The sequence below is a fragment of the Arthrobacter ginkgonis genome, assembly GCF_039540195.1.
GTDB classification, from domain to species: domain Bacteria; phylum Actinomycetota; class Actinomycetes; order Actinomycetales; family Micrococcaceae; genus Zafaria; species Zafaria ginkgonis.
Window position 1 is genome coordinate 306,297 of sequence record NZ_BAABEO010000019.1, and the last position, 22,192, is coordinate 328,488.

The 22,192-nt window shown below is 72.1% G+C and carries 21 protein-coding genes; 15 read left to right on the forward strand and 6 right to left on the reverse strand.

The features are described 5' to 3' along the window. The first annotated feature begins 81 nt into the window (after nucleotides 1-81). The 13 genes from ABD912_RS14460 (at nucleotide 82) to ABD912_RS14520 (ending at nucleotide 14,149) form a co-directional block, all read left to right on the forward strand. Nucleotides 82-282: a ubiquitin-like protein Pup gene (locus ABD912_RS14460; protein ID WP_345151768.1), complete on the forward strand. Its 201-nt coding sequence runs from the start codon at nucleotides 82-84 to the stop codon at nucleotides 280-282. A gap of 2 nt (nucleotides 283-284) precedes the next feature. After that, complete coding sequence (prcB, locus tag ABD912_RS14465) at nucleotides 285-1,079, forward strand: proteasome subunit beta (RefSeq protein ID WP_345151769.1); 795 nt, start codon at nucleotides 285-287, stop codon at nucleotides 1,077-1,079. Beyond that, on the forward strand, nucleotides 1,080-1,790 hold the full coding sequence (gene prcA, locus ABD912_RS14470) for a proteasome subunit alpha (protein ID WP_345151770.1): 711 nt from the start codon (nucleotides 1,080-1,082) through the stop codon (nucleotides 1,788-1,790). 16 nt (nucleotides 1,791-1,806) lie between these two features. Then, nucleotides 1,807-3,168 (forward strand): Pup--protein ligase, encoded by a 1,362-nt coding sequence (gene pafA, locus ABD912_RS14475; protein WP_345151771.1) that lies wholly within the window; start codon nucleotides 1,807-1,809, stop codon nucleotides 3,166-3,168. A 109-nt stretch (nucleotides 3,169-3,277) separates the two neighbouring features. Next, nucleotides 3,278-4,279 (forward strand): FKBP-type peptidyl-prolyl cis-trans isomerase, encoded by a 1,002-nt coding sequence (locus ABD912_RS14480; RefSeq protein WP_345151772.1) that lies wholly within the window; start codon nucleotides 3,278-3,280, stop codon nucleotides 4,277-4,279. 45 nt (nucleotides 4,280-4,324) lie between these two features. Further along, nucleotides 4,325-4,720: an FKBP-type peptidyl-prolyl cis-trans isomerase gene (locus ABD912_RS14485; RefSeq protein ID WP_345151773.1), complete on the forward strand. Its 396-nt coding sequence runs from the start codon at nucleotides 4,325-4,327 to the stop codon at nucleotides 4,718-4,720. 116 nt (nucleotides 4,721-4,836) lie between these two features. Beyond that, nucleotides 4,837-6,876: a helix-turn-helix transcriptional regulator gene (locus ABD912_RS14490; RefSeq protein WP_345151774.1), complete on the forward strand. Its 2,040-nt coding sequence runs from the start codon at nucleotides 4,837-4,839 to the stop codon at nucleotides 6,874-6,876. Continuing rightward, complete coding sequence (locus ABD912_RS14495; protein ID WP_345151775.1) at nucleotides 6,876-7,229, forward strand: hypothetical protein; 354 nt, start codon at nucleotides 6,876-6,878, stop codon at nucleotides 7,227-7,229. Before ABD912_RS14490 ends, ABD912_RS14495 begins: the two co-directional genes overlap by 1 nt. A 31-nt stretch (nucleotides 7,230-7,260) precedes the next feature. Then, nucleotides 7,261-7,497: a Sec-independent protein translocase subunit TatA gene (gene tatA / locus ABD912_RS14500; protein WP_345151777.1), complete on the forward strand. Its 237-nt coding sequence runs from the start codon at nucleotides 7,261-7,263 to the stop codon at nucleotides 7,495-7,497. A gap of 51 nt (nucleotides 7,498-7,548) precedes the next feature. Beyond that, nucleotides 7,549-8,355, forward strand: coding sequence for a twin-arginine translocase subunit TatC (gene tatC, locus ABD912_RS14505; RefSeq protein ID WP_425548080.1), 807 nt, complete (start codon nucleotides 7,549-7,551; stop codon nucleotides 8,353-8,355). 73 nt (nucleotides 8,356-8,428) lie between these two features. Further along, nucleotides 8,429-11,266: a DEAD/DEAH box helicase gene (locus ABD912_RS14510; RefSeq protein ID WP_345151779.1), complete on the forward strand. Its 2,838-nt coding sequence runs from the start codon at nucleotides 8,429-8,431 to the stop codon at nucleotides 11,264-11,266. A gap of 45 nt (nucleotides 11,267-11,311) precedes the next feature. Further along, nucleotides 11,312-12,922: an amidohydrolase gene (locus tag ABD912_RS14515; RefSeq protein WP_345151780.1), complete on the forward strand. Its 1,611-nt coding sequence runs from the start codon at nucleotides 11,312-11,314 to the stop codon at nucleotides 12,920-12,922. 495 nt (nucleotides 12,923-13,417) lie between these two features. Then, nucleotides 13,418-14,149, forward strand: coding sequence for a polyprenol monophosphomannose synthase (locus ABD912_RS14520; RefSeq protein ID WP_345151781.1), 732 nt, complete (start codon nucleotides 13,418-13,420; stop codon nucleotides 14,147-14,149). Between the two features lie 92 nt (nucleotides 14,150-14,241). Here the strand turns inward: ABD912_RS14520 and ABD912_RS14525 are convergent, their stop codons facing one another. The 4 genes from ABD912_RS14525 to ABD912_RS14540 all read right to left on the reverse strand — a co-directional run bounded on the left by ABD912_RS14525 (nucleotide 14,242) and on the right by ABD912_RS14540 (nucleotide 17,232). After that, the gene (locus ABD912_RS14525; RefSeq protein WP_345151782.1) at nucleotides 14,242-14,589 is read right to left on the reverse strand and encodes an RNA polymerase-binding protein RbpA; all 348 of its coding nucleotides are present in this window, start codon (nucleotides 14,587-14,589) and stop codon (nucleotides 14,242-14,244) included. A gap of 113 nt (nucleotides 14,590-14,702) precedes the next feature. Next, the gene (locus tag ABD912_RS14530) at nucleotides 14,703-15,626 is read right to left on the reverse strand and encodes an SPFH domain-containing protein (protein ID WP_345151784.1); all 924 of its coding nucleotides are present in this window, start codon (nucleotides 15,624-15,626) and stop codon (nucleotides 14,703-14,705) included. Nucleotides 15,627-15,754: 128 nt separating this feature from the next. Continuing rightward, entirely contained in the window at nucleotides 15,755-16,237 is a 483-nt protein-coding gene (locus ABD912_RS14535) for an NfeD family protein (protein ID WP_345151785.1), read from the reverse strand. A 131-nt stretch (nucleotides 16,238-16,368) separates the two neighbouring features. Beyond that, complete coding sequence (locus ABD912_RS14540; protein WP_345151787.1) at nucleotides 16,369-17,232, reverse strand: putative RNA methyltransferase; 864 nt, start codon at nucleotides 17,230-17,232, stop codon at nucleotides 16,369-16,371. Nucleotides 17,233-17,274: 42 nt separating this feature from the next. Between ABD912_RS14540 and ABD912_RS14545 the strand changes: the two genes are divergently transcribed. After that, on the forward strand, nucleotides 17,275-19,395 hold the full coding sequence (locus tag ABD912_RS14545; RefSeq protein ID WP_345151788.1) for a S9 family peptidase: 2,121 nt from the start codon (nucleotides 17,275-17,277) through the stop codon (nucleotides 19,393-19,395). Here ABD912_RS14545 and ABD912_RS14550 read toward each other — a convergent pair. Further along, nucleotides 19,392-20,084, reverse strand: a complete 693-nt coding sequence (locus tag ABD912_RS14550; protein ID WP_345151790.1) for a peptide deformylase — start codon at nucleotides 20,082-20,084, stop codon at nucleotides 19,392-19,394. The genes ABD912_RS14545 and ABD912_RS14550 overlap by 4 nt on opposite strands. Nucleotides 20,085-20,240: 156 nt before the next feature. Here ABD912_RS14550 and ABD912_RS14555 point away from each other — a divergent pair, with 156 nt between their 5' ends. Continuing rightward, nucleotides 20,241-20,618 (forward strand): VOC family protein, encoded by a 378-nt coding sequence (locus ABD912_RS14555; protein WP_345151792.1) that lies wholly within the window; start codon nucleotides 20,241-20,243, stop codon nucleotides 20,616-20,618. Here the strand turns inward: ABD912_RS14555 and zapE are convergent. Continuing rightward, nucleotides 20,615-21,712, reverse strand: coding sequence for a cell division protein ZapE (zapE, locus tag ABD912_RS14560; RefSeq protein ID WP_345151793.1), 1,098 nt, complete (start codon nucleotides 21,710-21,712; stop codon nucleotides 20,615-20,617). The two genes, ABD912_RS14555 and zapE, sit on opposite strands and share 4 nt — an antisense overlap. Nucleotides 21,713-22,192: the final 480 nt, after the last annotated feature.

Consider the following 22,192-nt stretch of genomic DNA (forward strand, 5'->3'; position numbering starts at 1 on the left):
GGGGCGCCGCAGGGCCGAGACAGTGACAAGATAGAGGCGGGAGGGCCGCATGGCCCGCCCGCAAGAGAGCAGGAGGACGCCATGGCCCAGGAACAGTTCAAAGCCCAGCCCGCCCAGGGCACCACCCAGGAGGAGACGGAGACTCCCGTTCCCGCCGGTCCCTCCGCCGCGGCCCAGGAGCAGGTCCAGGCGGTGGACGACCTGCTGGACGAGATCGACGGCGTGCTGGAGCGCAACGCGGAGGAGTTCGTCCGCGGCTTCGTCCAGAAGGGCGGCCAGTAACGGTGGTGGAACTGCCCGCGGGCCCGTCCTTCCTCGAATACCTGGTGCGCGAGCGTCCCGACCTGCTGCCGGCCGGGTCCGTCCCGGCGGCCCCGGAGGGGATCTCCGGCGGGGTCCCGCACGCGACCACGATCGTGTCCCTGGCTTTCGAGGGCGGGGTGGTGGTCGCCGGCGACCGGCGCGCCACCATCGGCAACGTGATTGCCAGCCGCCACATCGAGAAGGTCTTCCCCACCGACCGCTATTCGGTGGTGGGGATCGCCGGTTCCGCGGGCATCGCCATGGACATCGCCCGCCTGTTCCAGGTGGAGCTGGAGCACTACGAGAAGATCGAGGGCACGCTGCTCAGCCTCGACGGCAAGGCCAACCGGCTGGCCTCGATGGTGCGGGGCAACCTGGGCATGGCCATGCAGGGCATGGCCGCCGTGCCGGTGTTCGCCGGCTACGACGAACTGCGCGGGGTCGGGCGCCTGTTCTCCTTCGACGTCACCGGCGGCCGCTACGAGGAACTGGAGCACCACAGCATCGGCTCCGGCTCCGTGTTCGCGCGCGGGGCGCTCAAGAAGCTCTGGAAGCCGGGCCTGTCCCGCGAGGACGGCGTGAAGGTGGCGGTGGAGGCGATCTTCGACGCGGCCGACGACGACTCCGCCACCGGCGGGCCGGACCCGCTGCGCCAGCTGTGGCCGGTGGTGTACTCCGTCGATGCCGGGGGCACCTCCCGGGTGCCCGACGACACGCTGGCGGAGATTTCCGCCACGATCATCCGCCAACGCTCCATCGCGGGACGGGAGGCCTAGATGTCCGCGCAGTTCTACGTCTCGCCCGAACAGCTGATGAAGGACCGGGCGGACTTCGCCCGCAAGGGCATCGCCCGGGGACGCTCGGTGGTGGTGCTGGGCTGCCGCGAGGGCATCGCCCTGGTGGCGGAGAACCCGTCCGGCTCGCTGCGCAAGGTGGGGGAGCTGTACGACCGGATCGCGTTCGCCGCCGTCGGCAAGTACAACGAGTTCGAGTCGCTGCGCCAGGCCGGGGTGCGCTACGCGGACACCCGCGGCTATTCCTACGCCCGCGAGGACGTCACCGGGCGCGGCCTGGCCAGCGTCTACGCGCAAAGCCTCGGCGCCGTCTTCACCGCCGACAGCAAGCCCTTCGAGGTGGAGCTGGCGGTCGTGGAGGTCGGCGACAGCCAGGCCTCGGACCACCTGTTCCGCCTCAACTTCGACGGCTCCATCGCCGACGAGCCTGGCGTGATCATCATGGGCGGCGACGCGGAGACCATCTCCGCCAGCCTGAACGAGGCCTGGGGCGGGGACGCCGCGGCGGACCAGGGCTTCGCCGGAGCCATCCGGGCCGCGGCCGCGGCGCTGCCGGGCGTTCCCGACGGGCCCGAGGGCGCCGCGATGCTTGAGGTGGCGGTCCTGGACCGGGACCCGCAGGTACTGCGCGGACGCCGCCGGTGCTTCCGCCGGCTGGACAAGAACGAACTGGCCGTCATCCTGGCGGCCTGACGAAAGGGGTTGGCACGTGGACCGCAGGATCTACGGCATCGAAACCGAGTACGGCGTCACCTACTCGGCGCCGGGCGGACGGCCCGTCTCGCCCGAAGACGTGGCCCGGTACCTGTTCCGCAGGGTCGTGGCCTGGGGGCGCAGCTCCAACGTGTTCCTGACCAACGGGTCGCGGCTCTACCTCGATGTCGGCTCCCACCCCGAGTACGCGACCGCCGAGTGCGACGACGTCACCCAGCTGATCGCCCACGACCGGGCCGGGGAACTGATCCTCAACGACCTGGTGCGCAACGCCGAGGACCGCATGCGCGAGGACGGGTACACCGGGTCCATCTACCTGTTCAAGAACAACACGGACTCGGCGGGCAACTCCTACGGCTGCCACGAGAACTACCTGATCCCGCGCCGGCTGGAGTTTTCCCGGCTGGCCGAGATCCTGATCCCGTTCCTGGTCAGCCGCCAGCTGTTCGCCGGCGCCGGCAAGGTGGTCCCGGTGGACGGCGAACACCGCTTCTCCTTCTCCCAGCGCGCCGACCACGTCTGGGAGGGGGTTTCCTCGGCCACCACCCGGTCCCGCCCGATCATCAACACCCGCGACGAGCCGCACGCCGACGCCGAGCACTACCGGCGCCTGCACGTGATCGTGGGAGATTCGAACATGTCGGAGACCACCCAGCTGGTCAAGGTCGGCACCACCGACCTGATGCTGCGCATGATCGAGGCCGGCACGATCATGGACGACTTCCGCCTCGAGAACCCGATCCGCAGCATCCGCGAGATCTCCCACGACCTCACCGGCAAGGCCCCGGTCCGCCTGGCCAGCGGCCGCGACACGAGCGCGCTGGACCTGCAGCGGCACTTCCTGGAGAAGGCCACCGCCTTCGTGGACCGCGAGGGCGCCCACACCCCGCACGTGCCGCGGGTCCTGGACCTGTGGAACCGGGCCCTGGACGCCGTCGGCTCCGGGGACCATTCCGGCATCGACACCGAGATCGACTGGGCCATCAAGCACAAGCTGATCGAGGGCTACCGGACGCGCCACGGACTGGGCCTGGACGCGCCCCGGATCGCCCAGCTGGACCTGACCTACCACGACATCTCGCCCACCCGCGGCCTGTTCAACGTGCTCCGCGCCCGCGGGCTGGCCGCCACCGTGGTCGGCCAGGCCGATGTCGAGGCGGCGCGCACCGTGCCGCCGCAGACCACCCGGGCCAAGCTGCGCGGGGACTTCGTCCGCGCCGCCAAGGACGCCGGACGGGACTTCACCGTCGACTGGGTCCACCTCAAGCTCAACGACCACGCCGGACACACCATCCTGTGCAAGGACCCGTTCGCGAACACCGACCCCCGCGTGGAGGAACTGATCTCCCTGATCTGAGGCTTTTTTCGTCGCGGCTTGGCCTTCTCACAGCCAAACCCCCTAGGCTGGGTGTGGTCCGGCGCCAGCGTGCCCGGACCAGACCCCGCCGTCCGACGAAAGTGAACACGTGCGCAAGCTCTTGGCCCTACTCCTCGCCTCCGCGATGCTGCTGCTCGCCGGCTGCAGCGCCTCCGGCGGCAAGTCGGTCGGGGATGCGGCCCCGCTGGCCTCCGTGAAGATCACCCCCGCCGACGACGACAACACCGCGCCCACGGTCACCTTCGACACCCCGATGACGGCAACGGCCGCCGGGGCGAAGGTCGTCATCGAGGGCGACGGGGCGGAGATCGCCGCCGGACAGAACGTCACCTACAAGCTCGCCGGCTACAAGACCAGCGACGGCACCGTCCTGGGCGACACCTTCAGCGCCGGCGACCAGACGCTCTCCCTGGTGGACGAGCTGAAGGAAGCGGACCCGGAGATCTACGGGATCCTGGTCGGATCCAAGGTCGGCTCCTGGATCGCCTACGTGCGCCCCTCCACCGCCACCGACGCCACCGAGAGCGCGGTCCCCGAGGACGGCTCCACCGAGAGCGCGGCCCCTCAGAGCGAGTCCGCCGCCCCGGACACCGCCAGCGAGGTCCTGATCCTGAAGGTCACCGGAGCCCAGGACGCGCCCCGCCTGCTGGGCCAGGACGAGGTCAAGCAGCTCGACGAGGCCGGCGCCCTGCCCGGCGTCGAGTTCGGCAAGGACGGCACCCCCACCATCTCCATTCCGGAGGGCAAGGAACCGCCGAACGGGCTGGCCGTGAAGGTCCTGAAGGAGGGCGACGGCGAGGCACTCACCGCCGACTCGACCGTCACCGTCGACTACGTCGGGGTGCAGTGGGCCGACGGCGCCAACCACAAGGCCGGGGAGGTCTTCGACTCCAGCTACGAGACCGGACAGCCGGCCACGTTCGGGCTCGGCCAGGTCATCACCGGCTGGACCAAGGGCCTGGCCGGGCAGAAGGTCGGCTCCACCGTCCTGCTGACCATCCCCGCCTCCATGGCCTACGGCGACGACGGCTCCACCGGCGGCCCCACCGGCACGCTAGTGTTTGTGGTCGACATCAAGTCGGCCGAATAATCCCCGGCCACACCAACCCGGCCGAACAACCCCAGAGAGGACACCATGTCTTTCGGTAAGCGCGAATACGACCGCACCAAGCCCGAGATCGAGTTCCCCGGCGACACCCCGCCGGCCGACCTCGTCATCGAGGACCTGATCGTCGGCGACGGCACCGAGGCCGTCCCGGGCAGCACCGTCTCCGCCCACTACGTCGGCGTCGCCTGGTCCACCGGCGAGGAGTTCGACTCCTCGTGGGGCCGCGGCGCGCCGCTGGACTTCACCGTGGGCATCGGCCAGGTCATCCAGGGCTGGGACCAGGGCCTGCTGGGCATGAAGGTCGGCGGCCGCCGCCGCCTCGAGATCCCGGCGCCCCTGGCCTACGGCGACCGCGGCGCCGGCGCCCTGATCGGCCCGGGCGAGACCCTGATCTTCGTCGTCGACCTGGTGGGCGTCCGCTAAGACACCTCCCGGTACCGGCAAACCCCAAGGCGGGCCGGACGCGCAGATGCGCGTCCGGCCCGCCTTGCGCGTGGGGGCCGCGCCCGGAGGCCCCGGCGCATAGTAACGTAGCCAGCGTGCCAGCCAAACGAATCGATGACGCCCCCTCGCGGACCGAGAAGCTCGTCAGCCTGACGTACGCCCTGCTGTACCGCAAGCGCGGCTACTCGCGGGCGGAGCTGCGCGAGATCGTCGACGACTACCGGGGGCTCGGCGACGAGGCCTTCGAGCGCAAGTTCGAGCGCGACAAGGAGGACCTGCGCCAGCTCGGGATCCCCGTCGAAACCCTCACCGAGGACGGCTTCTTCGACGGCGACCGGCAGCTGACCCGCTACCGCATCCTGCCCGAGAAATACCGCCTGCCCCCGGTCGCCTTCGACCCGGCCGAGGCCGCCGCACTCGCACTGGCCTCCAAGGTCTGGAAGGACCCGGCCCTGGGCACGGCCGCCTCCCGGGCCGCCAACCGCATGCTGCTGGCCGGCCTGCTCGATGCCGAGGCCGCCTTCGAGGGCCACGCGGCGCGGCTGCACGCCGGCGACGCCGTCTTCACCGACGTCCTGCGCGCCGCCTGGGAGGAGGCGCCGATCCGCTTCACCTACCGGGCCGTCGACGGCACCGAATCCCGGCGCCGCGTCGAACCCTGGGGCGTGGGCAGCCGGTTCGGCAACTGGTACCTGGTGGGGCTGGACCGCGACCGCGGCGAGGAACGCATGTTCCGCCTCTCCCGCATCACCAGCGACATCGCCCGCCTCGGCGGCACCATGAAACGTCCCGAGGGGTTCCGCATCGCCGAGCACCTGGACCGGCTGGACCCGGCCTCGGCCATGACCCCCGCCGCCGCGGACGTGCTGCCCGGCCGCGGCCTGGCCCTGCGCATCGCCGCCGCCGACGACGCCGGCATCCCCGCCCTGCCCGCCATCGGCCTGCCCGGAACCGACGGGCCCGACGCCGGCACCGCCGACGGGCGCGAGTCCGTCGCCTTCCGCTACCACGACGCGGAGGCCGCCGCCGCCGAACTGGCCGAACTGGGTCCCGCGGCCCGGGTCACCGGCCCGCCGGAGCTGCGCGACGCCGTCGTGCACCGGCTGCGCGCCGCGCTTCAGGCCCAGCGCGCCTCCCGGCCGGCCTACCAGCTCAAGCCCTCCCGCTCCGGCGGCCGCCCGGCCGCGACCAAGGTGGTGGCCCGGGCCCTGGACATCGTCGCCTTCGTGGTGCGCCACGGCGCGCCCACCGTCGAGGAGACCGCGGCGCACTTCGGCCTGACCAAGGCCGCGCTGCTGGAGGACCTGGCCATGATCCGCATGTGCGGGGTGCCCAACGGGCTCCCGGACGAGCTGATCGAGGTCGAGTGGGAGACCGGGGTGGTCACCGTCGGCAACGCCGAGGGCCTGGCCGACCCGGTCCGGCTGAACCTGCTCGAGGCGTTCTCCCTGACGGTGGGCCTGCAGGCGATCCTGGACCTGCCGGACACGGGCGAACGCACCGCCGTCGCCTCCGCCCTGGCCAAGCTGACCGAGGCGGCGGGGGAGTTCGGGCAGCTGGGCCGGATCGTGTCGACGCGCCTGGCCTCCGCCGAGGACGGGGAGCGGACCGCGGTGCTGGCCGACGCCGTCCGCGCACGCAGCGTGCTGCGCCTGGAGTACCACAACCGCGTCCGCGAGGAGATCACCGTGCGCGAGGTGGAGCCGGTGCGCCTGCTCGAGGACGGCGGACGCACCTACCTGCAGGCCTGGTGCCGCCAGGCCTGCGCCCCGCGCAACTTCCGCACCGACCGGATCCTGGGCGCCACGGCCTCGGGGGAAACCTTCGAGGCCGGCGAACGCCACGCCGGCGTCGGGGAGGCGCTGTACACCGCCGCGGACACGGACGCGGTGGTGGTGCTGGCCTTCTCCGCGCGCCTGGGCCGGATCGTGGACGACTACGCCCCCACCCGCACGGCCGCGCTGGCCGGGGGAGGGACCGCCGCCGAGGTGCGCATCGCGGCCCCCGAGCACCTGCCCGGACTGGTGGCCCGCCACGGCGGCGAGGTCGCCGTGCTGGAACCGGCCGGGCACGCGGACGCCGTGGCCGGATGGCTGGAATCGGCGCTGGCCCTCTACGGAAAGGAGGGCCTGTGATGCCCTGGTGGTTCTGGATCCTGCTGTGGATGTTCCTGGCGGCGGCCGCCGCCCTGTTCGTGGTGCTGTGCGGCATCCGGCTCTTCCGCGGCTTCATGCGCCTGGCCGACGACACCGGCCAGGCGATGGACCGGCTCGGGCTCGGCGCCCTTGAGGGCGATGCGGTGCCGGCGGCCCGCGCCCCCGGCGGCGCACCCGTGGGAACGGACGCGCTCTTCCGCGATCCGGGCGAGGCGCGCCTGGAATACCAGGCCGGCAAGTGGAGCCGGCGCGAGGCCAGGAGGCAGCGCCGGATCGCGCGCAAGCGCCGGGCGGGGCAGCCGCAACGGTGGCGGGACCTCCATCCGCTGTGACGTAGACTTGAAGGGACGAAAGGAAGTACCCATGTTTGCTGGCCTCCAGGGATGGCATCTGGTCATCATCATCGTGCTTGCCCTCCTGCTGTTCGGGGCCCCGAAGCTTCCCGGACTGGCCCGCTCGATCGGCCAGTCGCTGCGCATCTTCAAGTCCGAGGTGCGCCAGATGAAGGACGAGGATCCGAAGCCCGGCGCTTCCACCGCCTCCGGCGAAACCGTCGAGGGCAAGGTCGTCGAACCCGACCAGCGTGACCGCAACGCCTAGCAGAACGTGACGACGAAGGCAGCGGGACGCAAGTCCAACCCCGAGGGGCGGATGGCGCTCAAAGAGCACCTGATCGAGCTCCGCAACCGGCTTTTTGTGGCACTCGTGGCGCTCTTTTTGGCCACCATCGGCGGGTTCTTCCTGTACTACCCGGCCCTGGACCTGTTGATGCAGCCGCTGGTGGACATCGGCGGCACCCCCAACTTCGGGACGGCCGTTTCGCCCTTCGACATGATGATCAAGGTCTCGGTGTTCCTGGGCCTGATCATCGCCAGCCCGGTGATCCTCTACGAACTGTGGGCTTTCATCGTTCCGGGCCTGAAGAAGAAGGAAAAGCGCACGGCGCTGGCCTTCATCGCCGCCGCCGTGCCGCTGTTCCTCGGCGGCATCTGGCTGGGCTACTGGGTCCTGCCGCACGCGCTGGGCTTCTTCATTTCGCTGACCCCGGCCAACGCGGAAAACTTCATCCTCGCCAACGAGTACCTGGCCTTCGTCCTGCGCCTGCTGCTCGCGTTCGGCGTCGCCATGCTTGTCCCGGTGCTGATGGTGGGCCTGAACATGGTCGGCATCCTTCCGGGCAAGCTGATCGTCAAGAACTGGCGCATCACGGTCTTCCTGATCGCCCTGGTCTCCGCCATGGCGGCCCCGGGCGGCGACGCGATGACCATGTTCGTGCTGGCCGGCCCGCTGGTGGTGCTGTTCGCCGCAGCGACCGTCGTCTGCCTCTCCAACGACAAGCGCCGGGCCAGGCGCCGGGCGGCCCTGGAGGCGGAGAACGCCGCGGCAGCCGGAGGAACGGGCTCCACCCTCGGCGGGGCGAACGGCATCGACGCACCGAAGGACCTCGAAAACATCTAGGGCCGCCGGAGGGTCGCCTCCCGGAGGCGTCGCCCAAGGCCCCCGCCGCACCGACCCCCGAAAGACAGGCACCATGAGCTCCCCGGCCGAACGCTACGCGGCATCCCGGCAGAGGGCCGCCGAGGCCAAGACCCGGCTGCACGCCTTCCGGCAAACCCTCGACTTCGAACTGGATCCGTTCCAGGCCGACGCCTGCAAGGCGGTGGAGGACGGCAAGGGCGTCCTGGTGGCCGCGCCCACCGGGGCCGGCAAGACCGTGGTGGGGGAGTTCGCCGTCTACATGGCCCTGCAGCGGGGCCTGAAGACGTTCTACACCACCCCCATCAAGGCGCTGAGCAACCAGAAGTACGCCGAGCTGGCCGCCCGCTACGGCGCCGAGCGGGTGGGGCTGCTCACCGGCGACACCACCATCAACGGCGATGCCGACGTGGTCGTGATGACCACCGAGGTGCTGCGCAACATGCTCTACGCCGATTCGGACACCCTCACCGGCCTGGCCTACGTCGTGATGGACGAGGTCCACTATCTCGCCGACAAGTTCCGCGGCGCCGTCTGGGAGGAAGTGATCATCCACCTGCCCTCCGAGGTGCAGGTGGTGTCCCTGAGCGCCACGGTCTCCAACGCCGAGGAGTTCGGCGGGTGGCTGGACACCGTGCGCGGGGACACCGAGATCGTGGTCACCGAGCACCGCCCGATCCCGCTATGGCAGCACGTCATGGTCGGCGGACGGCTGCTGGACCTGTTCGCCGGGGAGGTGTCCTTCGACGAGGCCGCGGCCGAAGGGTCCACCGGCGCCGAGCAACGCATCGCGGTGAACCCCGAACTGACCAAGCTCGCCCAGCGCGACATGCGCAGCGGCTTCCGCTCCGGCGGGGCCCGCGGCCGCGGTCCCGGGCACGGCAGGGGCCCGGCCCGGCCCCAGCAGGTCCCGGTGGACCGGTACAAGGTCACCCGTCCGGAGATGGTCCTGTCCCTGGACCGTGCGGGGCTGCTGCCGGCGATCGTGTTCATCTTCTCCCGCAAGGGCTGCGACGCCGCCGTCGCCCAGTGCGTGCGCTCCGGCCTGGCCCTGACCACCGAGGCCGAGGCGCAGCGCATCGAGCAGGCCATCGACCTGGCCGCCTACGAACTGCCCCCGGACGACCTGGAGGTGCTCGGCTTCTGGGCCTGGCGCGAGGGCCTGCTGCGCGGCTTCGCGGCCCACCACGCCGGCCTGCTGCCGATCTTCAAGGAGGTCGTGGAGAAGCTCTTCGCCCAAGGCCTGGTCAAGGCGGTCTTCGCCACCGAAACCCTGGCCCTGGGCGTGAACATGCCCGCCCGCTCCGTGATCCTGGAGAAGCTGGAGAAGTTCAACGGGGAGCAGCACGTCTCCATCACCGCCGGCGAATACACCCAGCTCACCGGACGCGCCGGCCGCCGCGGCATCGACGTGGAGGGACACGCCGCCGTGCTCTGGCAGCCGGGCACCGACCCGGCGGCCGTCGCCGGCCTGGCTTCGCGCCGCACCTACCCGCTGAACTCCAGCTTCCGGCCCACCTACAACATGAGCCTGAACCTGACCGCCCAGTTCGGCCGCGAGCGGGCCCGCAGGATCCTGGAGTCTTCCTTCGCCCAGTTCCAGGCGGACCGCTCCGTGGTGGGCCTGGCCCGCCAGGTGCGCAGCCGGGAGGAGTCGCTGGCCGGCTACGCCAAGGCCATGACCTGCCACCTGGGCGACTTCTCCGAGTACGCCAGGCTGCGCCAGGAACTGGAGGCCGCCGAGAAGGACGCCTCCCGCACCGCCCACCGGGCCCGCCGCAGCGCGGCCGCCGAGTCCCTTGAGCAGCTGGTGCCCGGCGACGTGATCGACGTCCCCGGCCCCCGCCAGCTGGGCCGCGCCGTGGTGATCGCGCTGTCCGATTCGCTGCGCGACCCGCGCCCCACCGTGCTCACCGAGGACCGGCAGATCCGGCGCATCGGCCCGCAGGACCTGAACGGGCCGCTGGAGGTGATCTCCCGCATCCGCATCCCCAAGGCGTTCACCGGCAAGTCGCCCAAGGAACGCCGTGACCTGGCGGCCTCGATGCGCAACGCCCTGCACGAGCACCGTCCCCCGCGCCGCGGGGCCGCCGGCTTCGACTTCGGCGGCAGCGACCGGCAGGAGGCGCGCATCGCCGACCTGCGCCGCCGGCTCAAGCGCCACCCCTGCCACGGCTGTTCCGAACGCGAGGACCACCTGCGCTGGGCGGACCGCTGGATCAAGCTGCGCCAGGAGACCGACCGCCTGGCCGCGCAGATCAGCGGCCGCACCAACACCATCGCCAAGACCTTCGACCGGGTCTGCGCGGTGCTGGCCCACTACGGCTACCTGGCCCCCGAGCCGGAACCGGAGGAGGGCGGGGACGTTGTGCTCCCGGCCTTCCCCCCGGCCGGGAACCGGCTGCGCCGGATCTACGGCGAACGCGACCTGCTGACCTCGCTGGTGCTCGAATCCGGGGCGCTGGAGGGGATGAACGCGGCCGAACTGGCAGGGTTCGTCACCACGCTGGTCTACCAGGCCAAGCGCGAGGAAGGCGGCGTGGGCCCGAAGATGCCCACCCCGGCCATCGAGAAGGCGTGGGAAACGGCAGTGCGGGCCTGGTCCGGGCTGACCGACCTGGAAGAGGCCAACCGGCTGCCGGAGACCGCCGAACCCGAATCCGGCCTGGTCTGGCCGATGTACCACTGGGCGCGCGGCAAGGACCTGAAGCAATGCCTGCTCGGCACCGACCTGGCCGCCGGGGACTTCGTGCGCTGGGCCAAGCAGGTGATCGACACCCTGGACCAGTTGGCCAAGATCCCCGACCTGCCCCGGCCCCTGGCCCGCCAGTGCATCGCGGCGGTCGAATCCGTCCGCCGCGGCGTCGTCGCCTACTCGAGCATCGCCGAATAGCCCCCCGGGCCCGCGCCCGGCACCCCCCTGGAAAGGAACACCCCCATGTCTTCGCTGGTCCTGTACCGGAACGGTTCCATCTACAGCGCGGCCGACCCGTTCGCCACCGCCATGCTGGTGGAGGGCGGGACCGTGGCGTGGGTCGGGTCCGAGTCGGCGGCCTCGGCGCTGCTGGATGCGCGCATGGAGGTCGTGGACCTCGAGGGCGCCCTGGTGGCCCCGGCGTTCTTCGATTCGCACGTGCACCTGACCGAAACCGGGCTGGCGCTGTCCGCCCTGGACCTGCGCGGGGCCGGATCGCTGGCCCAGGCGCTGGACGCCGTCGCCGGCCACGCCGCCGCCGGGGCCGGCCCGGTGTTCGGTTCCGGATGGGACGAGACCGCGTGGCCGGAGGGCCGCGGCCCCTCCGCCGAGGAACTCGAGCGCGCCGCCGGAGGCCGCGACGTCTACCTGGCCCGGGTGGACCTGCACTCGGCGGCCGTCAGCACCGGCCTGGCGGTGCGCACCGGCATCGCCGCGCACGAGGGCTGGGACGGCGACGGGCGGGTCCACGGTCCGGCCCATGCGGCCATCCGCGCCGCCGTCCTGGACCTGGACGGCGCCACCCGCGCCGGGCTCCAGCGCCGAGGGCTGGAACACCTGGCCGCCAACGGCTACGCCGCGGCCGCGGAAATGGCGGCCCCCCACCTGGCCGGGCGCGAAGACCTTGAGGCGCTGTTCCGCACGCTGGAAGCCGACGGCTCCGCCCTGCCGCGCATCTACGCCTACTGGGGCGAGGCCGTCGAGACCGCGGACCAGGCCCGTTCCCTGGCCGGCTCGTTCGGCGGGCGCCTCGCCGGGCTGGGCGGGGACCTGAACGTGGACGGGTCGATCGGCTCGCGCACCGCCCGGCTGCGCGCCCCCTACGCCGACGCCCCCCACACCCGCGGCACCCTGCACCTGGACGCGGACGCCATCGCGGCCCACGTCGCGGCCTGCTCGGCCGCCGGCATCCAGGCCGGCTTCCACGCGATCGGCGACGCCGCGATCGACGAGACGGTCGCCGGGTTCACGCTGGCCGCCGAACGCGTTGGCCTGGCCGCGGTGCAGGCAGGCCGCCACCGCCTCGAGCACGCGGAAATGGCGGACGACGCCGCGATCCAGGCGCTGCTCGGCTTCGGCGTGACGGCCTCCCTCCAGCCGCTCTTCGACGCCGCCTGGGGCGGGGACGGGGGACTGTACGCGCGCAGGCTGGGCGCCGAGCGTGCCGCGGGCATGAACGAGGTCGGACGGTACCTCGCCGCCGGGGTGCCGGTGTGCCTGGGCTCGGACAGCCCCGTGGTTCCGGCCAGCCCCTGGCTGGCGGTGAAGGCCTGCCTGGAACTGAATTCCGAGCGGGCGCGGATCTCCGCACGCGCGGCATTCCTGGCCCACACCCGCGCCGGGTACCGGGCGGTGGGGGAGCCGTCCCCGCTGGCCGGGCAGCTGGGCCCGGGCACGGAGGCGACCTTCGCCGTGTGGCAGGCCTCCGAGCTGGCCGTGCAGACCCCCGACCTGCGGGTGTCCTCCTGGAGCACCGATGCCCGCGCCGGCACCCCCATGCTGCCGGTGCTGGACGAGGGGGCCCCGCGGTGCCTGCGCACGGTGCGTGCCGGGCGCGTGATCTTCGACGCCTGATTTCCCGTATCCCCGAGGTGAACGGCGCCTCCTTCCGGAGCGCCCCTACCCGGGCCTGACATGCGGTGATGTTGGTTGTCACTGGTCAGTAAATGGTTGACAGCCGGTAACTTCCGGATACGCTGGACCTGCAACGGCGCACCCCTCCTACGTGGCTTAGGTGGGTTCGCCGCGCCGGGAAACCGGCGGCAACACGCGTCAAGGCCCCGGGAACAGTAGAAAACAGGCATCCCCGCCACATTCATCTTTTCGGGGGATCCTGGTCCGAAGTTCCCGGGGTCTTTTCGCGCCCCTGGCCGCCGCGCCCGCCTGCCCCGCCCGCCGGCGGCGCGGGCCGCCGGAACCCGAGCGGGGGGCGGATATACTGGCCCTTTGGTTTCCCGGCGTGAGCCGCATGGAGCGTCCGTGCGCGCGGCCGGGAAAGGGGCCCGCGGAGCCGCGGGCCGGTTCGTCGGGCCCACGGGCCCGTCCACGTGTGCAGAAGGGTACAACCGCGTGCGGGTAGTCACCATCATTCCCACCTACAACGAGCTCGAGTCGCTGCCGCTGACCGTCGGACGGCTGCGGGCGGCCGTCCCGGACTCCGACGTCCTGGTCGTCGACGACAACAGCCCCGACGGAACCGGGCGCCTGGCCGACGAGCTGGCGGCAGGGGATTCCAACATCCACGTGCTCCACCGGACCGGCAAGGCCGGCCTCGGCGCCGCCTACATCGCCGGGTTCCGCTGGGCGCTCGAGCGCGGCTACGACGTCCTCGTCGAGCTCGACGCCGACGGCTCCCACCAGCCCGAGCAGCTGCCCAGCCTGCTGGCCGAGATCCCGCGCGGCGCGGACCTGGTCATCGGTTCGCGCTGGGTCAAGGGCGGAAGCGTCGTCAACTGGCCGCTGCGCCGCAAGCTGCTCTCCCGCGCCGGCAGCCTGTACTCGCGCATCATGCTCGGCATCGGCGTGCGGGACATCACCGCCGGCTACCGCGCCTTCCGCCGCGAGACCCTCGAGGCGCTGGACCTCTCCGCCGTCGAATCCGTCGGATACGGCTTCCAGGTGGACATGACCTTCCGCGTGGCCAAGCTGCGCAAGCGCATCGTCGAGGTGCCCATCACCTTCGTCGAACGTGAGCTCGGCGTCTCCAAGATGAGCGGCAACATCGTCGTCGAGGCCATGCTCAACGTGACCAAGTGGGGCCTGGGGGCCCGCTGGCGCAAGCTCACCGGCAAGCAGGCCTAGCGGGACCTGTCCCGCCGGACACGCGAAAGGGGTCCGCACCGTAACGGTGCGGACCCCTTTCGCGTGCCGGACCAGGCCGGCCCGGGCTTCGCCTAGGCGTTGACCTTTTCGCCGCGGGCGGCGCGGAGCTTGTCCAGGCGGTCCTTGAGGATCTGCTCGAGTTCCTCGACGGAGCGGCGCTCCAGCAGCATGTCCCAGTGGGTGCGCACGGGCTTCTCGTTGCTGTCCACCGGCTTTTCGCCGTTGACCAGGGTGGCTTCCTTGCCGGTCTTGGAGATCCAGGTCGCCGGGATCTCGGCCTCGGAGGAGAAGATCACGAAGACCTGCTCGCCGTCCTCGCAGCGGTACTCGACCCGCTGGCGCGGGGCCGGCTCGACGCCCGCCTCGGTTTCCATGCTCTGTGCGCCCAAGCGCATGCCGCGCAAACTGCGATCGCTCATGATTACTCCCTACTGCGTTCGAGAAGACGAAGGCTACTTGGATTCAACGTCTCCGGCGGGGATGTGATTCCCGCCGGGACGGAAGACTCGAAGAAACCAGTATATCGTGCCGGCTACGGCGTGGGCCGCGGTCCGGGCTTTCCGTCCTCCGGCACCAGGTTGCCGAGGACTCCGCCGATGCCCTTGAGCGCCTCGCCGACCTCGCTGGGGATGATCCAAAGCTTGTTGGAGGAGCCTTCGGCCAGCTTGGGCAGGGTCTGGAGGTACTGGTAGGCGAGCAGCTTCTGGTCCGGGTTGCCGGCGTGGATGGCGTCGAAGACCTTCTGGATGGCCTGGGCCTCGCCGTCCGCGCGCAGGATCGCGGCCTTCGCGTCGCCCTCGGCCTTGAGGATCGCGGCCTGGCGCTGGCCCTCGGCGGTGAGGATGTCCGCCTGCTTGGTGCCCTCGGCGGTGAGGATCGCGGCGCGGCGGTCGCGCTCGGCGCGCATCTGCTTCTCCATGGAGTCCTGGATGGACAGCGGCGGGTCGATCGCCTTCAGCTCGACCCGGGACACGCGGATGCCCCACTTGCCGGTGGCCTCGTCCAGGACCCCGCGCAGCTGGCCGTTGATCTGGTCGCGGCTGGTCAGCGCCTCCTCGAGGTTCAGCCCGCCCACCACGTTGCGCAGCGTGGTGGTGGTCAACTGCTCGACGGCCTGGATGTAGTTGGCGATCTCGTAGGTCGCCGCGCGCGGCTCGGTGATCTGGTAGTAGACCACCGTGTCGATGGAAACCACCAGGTTGTCCTCGGTGATGACCGGCTGCGGCGGGAAGCTCACCACCTGTTCGCGCAGGTCCAGCAGCGGCAGCAGCCGGTCGACGAACGGGATGAGCAGCGTCAGGCCCGGCAGGAGGGTCCGGTTGTACTTGCCCAGCCGTTCCACGATGCCCGCCCGCGCCTGCGGGACGATCCGCACCGCCCGGACCACGACGATGATGACGAAGACCGCCAGCACCACCAGGACGATTGCGACGCCTATGCCTGGCGAATCCAACATGCTACCCCCTTGTGTTGTGCACAGTGTTGTTCACTGCGCCGTGCACCCCTCGGTGCGCCCGGACCGGTTGGCCGGGCCTGAAAATCTGTATTCCGCGGACGCGGACCGCGCGGCCGGGACGCCCCGGCCTAGCCCTCCGCGCCGGCGTCGGTGGCGGAGGTCCGCCCCCGGACGGTGATGTAGGCCGTGGCCCCGTCGATGCGCAGAACGGTGCCGTAGGTGCCCGGCTCCAGCGGGGCGTCGTCCTCGCTGCGGGCGCTCCAGGTCTCGCCGCCGATCTTGGCGCTGCCGGCGATGCGGCTGGTCGGCTCCAGCACCAGCGCGTCCTCGCCGATCAGGCGGTCCACGTTGGTGCGCAGCCCGGGCGGGCCCTTGTGCAGGTGCTTGATGGCGAGCGGGCGCAGGAACAGGATCATGGCCAGCGCCAGGACGCAGAACACCAGCGTCTGGAGCCAGAACGGGCCGCCGGCCAGCGCGACGAAGACGGCCCCCAGCGCGCCGCCGGCGAGCATGATGAAGTAGAGGTCCAGGGACATCATTTCCACGATGGCCAGGATCAGAAATACCGCCAGCCAGAAGACCCAGCCGTTGGCCACGATCCATTCGAACATGTTGTCCTCGCCGATGTTCCCGTGAGGACCCGGCGGGTCCTCGCTTCCCTCCATCTTGCCCGATGCCCGGATCGGGCCCCATCAGCCTTCAGGCGTATCTCGGCCCGCCCCGGCCAGGTGGCTGGGTGCGGCTAGCGGCGGGTGAACGCCTGGACGCGGAACGCCGCGGTGACCACGGGGGGCACGCCGTCGGCGTGCAGCCGCGCGCGCAGCGCGGCGGCGTCCAGGTGATGCCCGGCCGGCCCCATGACGGCCAGCCGGACGGCGTCGTCCACGTCCAGGTGCAGCCCGGCGCGGACCTCGCGCACGGGTCCGGCAGCGAAGGCGTCGCCGAGCGCGGCGGCCACGGTGGCCTCCTTGTCCGGGGCGATGGACAGCAGCCCCAAGGCCTCGGCGGCCTCGCCCAGGTGTCCGGGCAGGGGAGTGACCACGACGGCGGTGCGTCCCGGGGCGAGCACCCGGGCGAATTCGGCGCCGTTGCGCGGGGCGAAGACGTTCAGCACCACGTCCACCGAGGCGTCGGCCAGCGGCAGCGGGCGCCACAGGTCCCACACCATGGCGGTGGTCCCGGGCACCTTGGCGGCCCGGCGCATCGCGTACCGGGAGATGTCCAGTGCGACGGCGGAGGCCTCGCCTCCGGTGGCGGTGCGGAACCGCTCCATCACGGCGCCGAGGTAGTACCCGGTGCCGGCGCCGGCGTCGAGGACGCGCAGGTCAGCCCCGCCGGCCTCCGGGAGCGAGTCCAGCACGGTTTCCGCGACGGCCTCGGCCAGCGGCGCGTAGTGGCCGGCCCCCAGGAACTCCGCCCGGGCGGCGACCATCTCCGCGGTGTCCTCGCGGAACGGGGTGCCCTTGCCGGTGAGCAGGTTGAAGTAGCCCTGCTTGGCGGCGTCGAAGCGGTGCCCGGCGGCGCAGAGCAAGGTCCGGGGCAGCCGATCGAGGGCTTCGCCGCAGACGGGACACAGCAGGGCGACGGGGCGGGCGGAAAGGGGCACGGATCTGTTTCCTTCAACATTTCTTTCAGATATCCTCGCGCTGTGAAACCTACGCAGCTTGAGCTCCTGACCACTGTATCCGCGCCGGCCCTGGCCCCGGACGGGTCGGCCGCCGTCGTGGCGGCCTGCCGGCCGAGCTTCGCGGCCGATGCCGCCGTCGGGCAGCTCTGGCTCGTGGACCCGGCCGGGGCCGCGGCGCCGCGGCGCCTCACGCGGGGCGTGCGCGACACCAACCCGCAGTATTCGCCGGACGGCTCCGCCGTCGCGTTCCTGCGCGCGGACGCGAAGGGCCGCCCGCAGCTGGCGGTGGTCGATGCCCGCGGCGGCGAGCCGCGCGTGCTGACCGACCGGCCGCTGGGCGTGGGGGAGTTCGCGTGGTCCCCGGATTCGGCGCGCATCGCCTTCACCGCCGGCAGGCCCGAAGCCGGACGCTACGGCACGCTCGAGGGCGTCGGGCCGGAGAAGGAGGACCCGCGCCGGATCACCGGATGGAAGTACCGCGAGAACGGCACCGGCTACACCGGCGACCAGCGCCCCGGGATTTTCCTGCTGGAGGTCCCGGACCCCAATGAGGAGCCGTTCGTGGAGCCCGTTGGCCGGGCGGCCCGCGACGCCGGTTCCGGCTCCGACGCTTCAGGCCGGCCCGGCGCCGCGGGGGAGCCGGGCCCCGGGTTCCCCGCGGTCCGCCTGCTGACGCCGGCGGACCGCGAGGCCTCCGGGCCCGCGTTCTCCCCGGACGGCACGCACCTGTACTTCGCGGCCGCGCTGCACGAGGGGGCGGACCTGGACCTGCGCAGCATGGTCCACCGCCTCCGCCTGGACGCCCCGGAGCTGCCTCCGCAGGCGGTCGCCGGCGGTCCCGCCGGCAGCTTCGCCTACTGGGCCCCGACGTTCTCCCGTGACGGGCGAACCCTGTTCCTTCTCGGCGAGGAGCTGGGTCCCGACGGGCTGGACTTCGTGGCCCGCAACGGCGGCGTCTTCGCCCTTGACGTTGCCGGCCTTGAAACCGCGGACCTCGAAGCGGCGGACCTGAACGCAACGGACCCGGCCGCCGCGGGAGAGGTCCGCGGCGAGCCGCGGCCACTCACCGACCGCGACGCGCTCGACTACGGAGACGCGGGGCGGCTGGTTCCCTACGGCACGGACTCGGTGCTGGCCCGTGCGCGCGTGCGCGGCGGCGGCCGGCTGCATGCGATCGGGCCCGACGGCGGCGCCACCGTCCTGCTGGAGGGCCGGCTGGACCTGGCGGGTGCGGCCGAGGCCGGCGGCACCGTCGTCGTCTCCTACGCGGACCCGGCGACGCCGGGGGAGCTGGGCGTCGTCGCGGACGGTGCGTTGCGCCCGGCAACGGCCTTCGCCGCGCCGCTGGCGGCGGCGGCCCGCATCGCTGTCCCGCGCGAACTCACCGTCGAGGCGCCCGACGGGCACCCGGTCCACGGGTGGGTCTTCCTGCCCGAGGGCGAGGGCCCGCACCCGGTGCTGCTGAACATCCACGGCGGTCCGTACTCCCAGTACGGGTGGGGCTACTTCGACGAGGCGCAGGTGTACGCGCAGGCCGGCTACGCCGTCGTGCAGTGCAATCCGCGCGGCACCGCCGGCTACGGCCGCGACCACGGCCTGGCGATCCGCGGGGCGATGGGCACCGTGGACCTGGACGACGTGCTGGCGTTCCTCGACGGCGCCGTCGCCGCCGTCCCGGCGCTGGACGGGACCCGCACCGGCATCCTCGGCGGATCCTACGGCGGATACCTGACCGCCTGGACGATCGCCCACGAGCACCGTTTCGCCGCGGCCATCGTCGAACGCGGCTTCCTGGACCCGATGTCCTTCATCGGGTCCTCGGACATCGGCTGGTTCTTCGGCGAGGCCTACACCGGCACCGACCCGGAGCACACGCTGAAGCAGAGCCCGCTGGCCGTGGCCGCGCAGGTGCGCACGCCCACGCTGGTCATCCATTCGGAGGAGGACCTGCGCTGCCCGGTGGAGCAGGCGCAGCGCTACTACGTCGCCCTCAAGCGGGCCGGGGTGGAGGCGGAGATGCTTTTGTTCCCGGGCGAGAACCACGAGCTCTCCCGCAGCGGCACGCCGTGGCACCGGCGGCAGCGCTTCGAGGCGATCCTGGACTGGTGGAACCGCCACCTGCCGGTCGGTCCGCGGGGCTAGAAGCCCAGCCCCGCGCGGGCCGCGGCGACGTCGGGGGACACCCAGCGGTCCAGGTAGTTGGCGTTCGTGCTCAGGCTGCGGGTGAGGGCCCGGTCGATGTACACGACCCCGTTGAGGTGGTCGGTCTCGTGCTGGAAGATGCGCGCCTGCCAGCCGGAGAAGACGGCCTCCCTGCGGGTGCCGCCGGGTTCCTCCCAGCGGGCGTCGATGTCCGCGGGACGGTCGACGACGGCCTGGAACCCCGCGAAGGACAGGCAGCCCTCGTAGAAGGCGGCCCGGCGCGTCCCGCGGGCCGCGTACGCCGGGTTGAGCGCGGCGAAGAAGCCCAGCGGGCGGCGTTCGCGCACCTCGGCGACCTCCGGAGAGACCTCGAAGAGGTCCTCCAGCACGGCCATCCTCAGCGGAATGCCCAGCTGCGGGGCGGCCAGCCCGACGCCGGGAGCCGCGTGCATCACGGCGCGCATCAGGCGCAGGAAGCGGTGCAGCAGCTCGTCGCCGAGCTGTCCGTCGACGTCCGCCGCGCGCATCCGCAGCGCCGGGTGCCCCAGCTGCACGATCGGCGGCAGGTCACCGGTTCCCTCGTGGTGTTCGACCATGGCCTCGACGGTTTCGCGCAGCCACGACGCGGAGGCCATGGTTGCAGAGGAGACGGTGGCGGGGGACGGGTCGGCGCTGTGGCGGTCCGGCATCGGGCGGTTCCTTCGGGATAGGCGACTCAACCAGACTACGGCGCCACCAGACCGCGGCCCCATCAAACTACGACGGCGGCACCTGACCGCGGCGGAGGCACCGCCCGGGTCCCGGGCGGCCTCGACGCCCCCTCCGTGGCGGTCCATAGTGGACCCATGGCCAACGATGCTGAGGTGACGCTGTCCGCCGTCGTACTCGGGACGCCCGACCCCGGCGGGCTGGCGAGGTTCTACGCGGCGCTGCTGGACTGGGAACTGCTGCTTGAGGAGCACGGCTGGGTCGCGATCGGCCCGCCCGCCGGCGGCGTGGGTCTGTCCTTCCAGGAGGAGGAGGGCCACGTTCCGCCGACCTGGCCGCCGGCCGCGGGGGAGCCGCAGATGCAGCTGCACCTGGACTTCACGGTGGGGGACCTGGAGGCCGCCTGCGCGCGGGCCGCACGCCTGGGCGCCCGGCTCTCGGACCACCAGCCGGAGCCCGGCGTGCGGGTCTTCCTGGATCCTGCCGGGCATCCGTTCTGCCTGTTCGAGGGCTAGCTTCCGCTCGGGTCCCTGGCTTCGCGGCGCAGGGCGGCGAGGCGGCTGCCCAGCCGTGCCGCGTCGACCGGATGGTCGAGGACGCGGGCCGGGTCGATGTCCGCGGCCCCGATGAGGTCAAGGCGCACGTCCCGGTCGTAGAGGACATCGACCAGGTTGCCGAAACGCTTCCAGCCGCTGGGGGAGGCATCCTCCATGCCGGGGATCGAGCTGAGGACCCAGTGCCCGTAGGTCGCGGCCAGGGCCAGGTAGTCGGAGGTCGCCGACGGGGCCTCGCACAGGTCGGCGAACCGGAACCAGAGCTGCCCGTTGGCTGCCCGGCGGGCGCTGAATTCGTGCGTCGTCGGCCGGACCCGGGTCTCCTCGGCGGGCAGCGGTTCCTCCAGTCCCGCGGCGGCGAGCTGCCCGGCGGTGCCGGGGACCAGCGCATGGCCCGCGGCATAGCCCGCGGAGCGCTCGGCCGGGCGCAGCGTGCGGTAGTCCACGGGCCCGGCGAGCTCCAGGACGGTCATGCGCTCGGTGATCAGGCCGATCGCCGGCTCGAACAGGTGATGGAACATCGGGTCCGGAAGCAGGTCTTCGGGGGCGTAGTTGGAGGTGGCGAGCAGGAGGATGCCGCGGGCGAAGATTTCGCGCAGCGCACGGGTCACCAGCATGCCGTCGCCCGGATCGTGCACGTGGAACTCGTCGAAGAAGAGGACCCGTGCGCCACCGAGCATCCCGTCGAGGGCGTCGGCGATGGCCGCGCCGCGGGGCTCGGCGGCGACTGCCGCGCCAGGTGGCTGGGCGGCGCGGTTTTGGGCCGACCGCTCCATGCCGGCGCGGTGCGTGCGCGCGTGGAGTTCGCGGAAGAAGTCGTGGAAATGCAGCCTGCGCACGGGTGCCCCGCCCAGGGCCTCGCAGACCGCGTCCATGAGCCAGCTCTTGCCCCGCCCCGGCGGCCCCCAGACATAGAGGTGCTCGCCGGGCGCGGCCGCGGGAGTGCGCCGCCGCAGCGCCCGGGCGGCGGAGTCGGCCAGCGCGTGGGCAATGCCGAGCTGGCCGGCGTCGAGCAACAGGCCCTGGGCGGCCGCGGCGTCCCGCACCGCGTCCACCAGCCGGGCCGGACGGATCCGTACCGGACCCCTGGCGGGGGCGGGGACGGGCCCCGAGGACGGGGCGGATCCTGGGAACGATGCCGATACTGAAGACTGTTCTGACCCTGCGAACGGGGCTGACCCCGAAAACGGGGCGGGCGCTGGGGCCGGGGCGGAACTCATGGCTTCGAGTGTGGCCCAGCGCGCCCGGCGTGCGCAAAACCGGACCGGGCGTGCGCACGGGCCGTCGTTGGACGCTTGCACAACGGTGGGGCAGGGGGTGCGTAGTTATGTCAACTAAGGGTTATCGTTTTGGGGGCCGCCGGAACGGTGCGTGGGGGTGGGCCCAGCCGGCCAAATTCCCAGAGTGCACTCCGGCGATTTTGGGGATTTTGGGGCCCGATGCGCCGGTGGCGCGACCGACGGCTCGCCGGCGCCGGCGCCGCGGAACCGCGCGGGCGCCTCCCGGCCGATGCCGAACGGGCGTCCGGGAGGCGA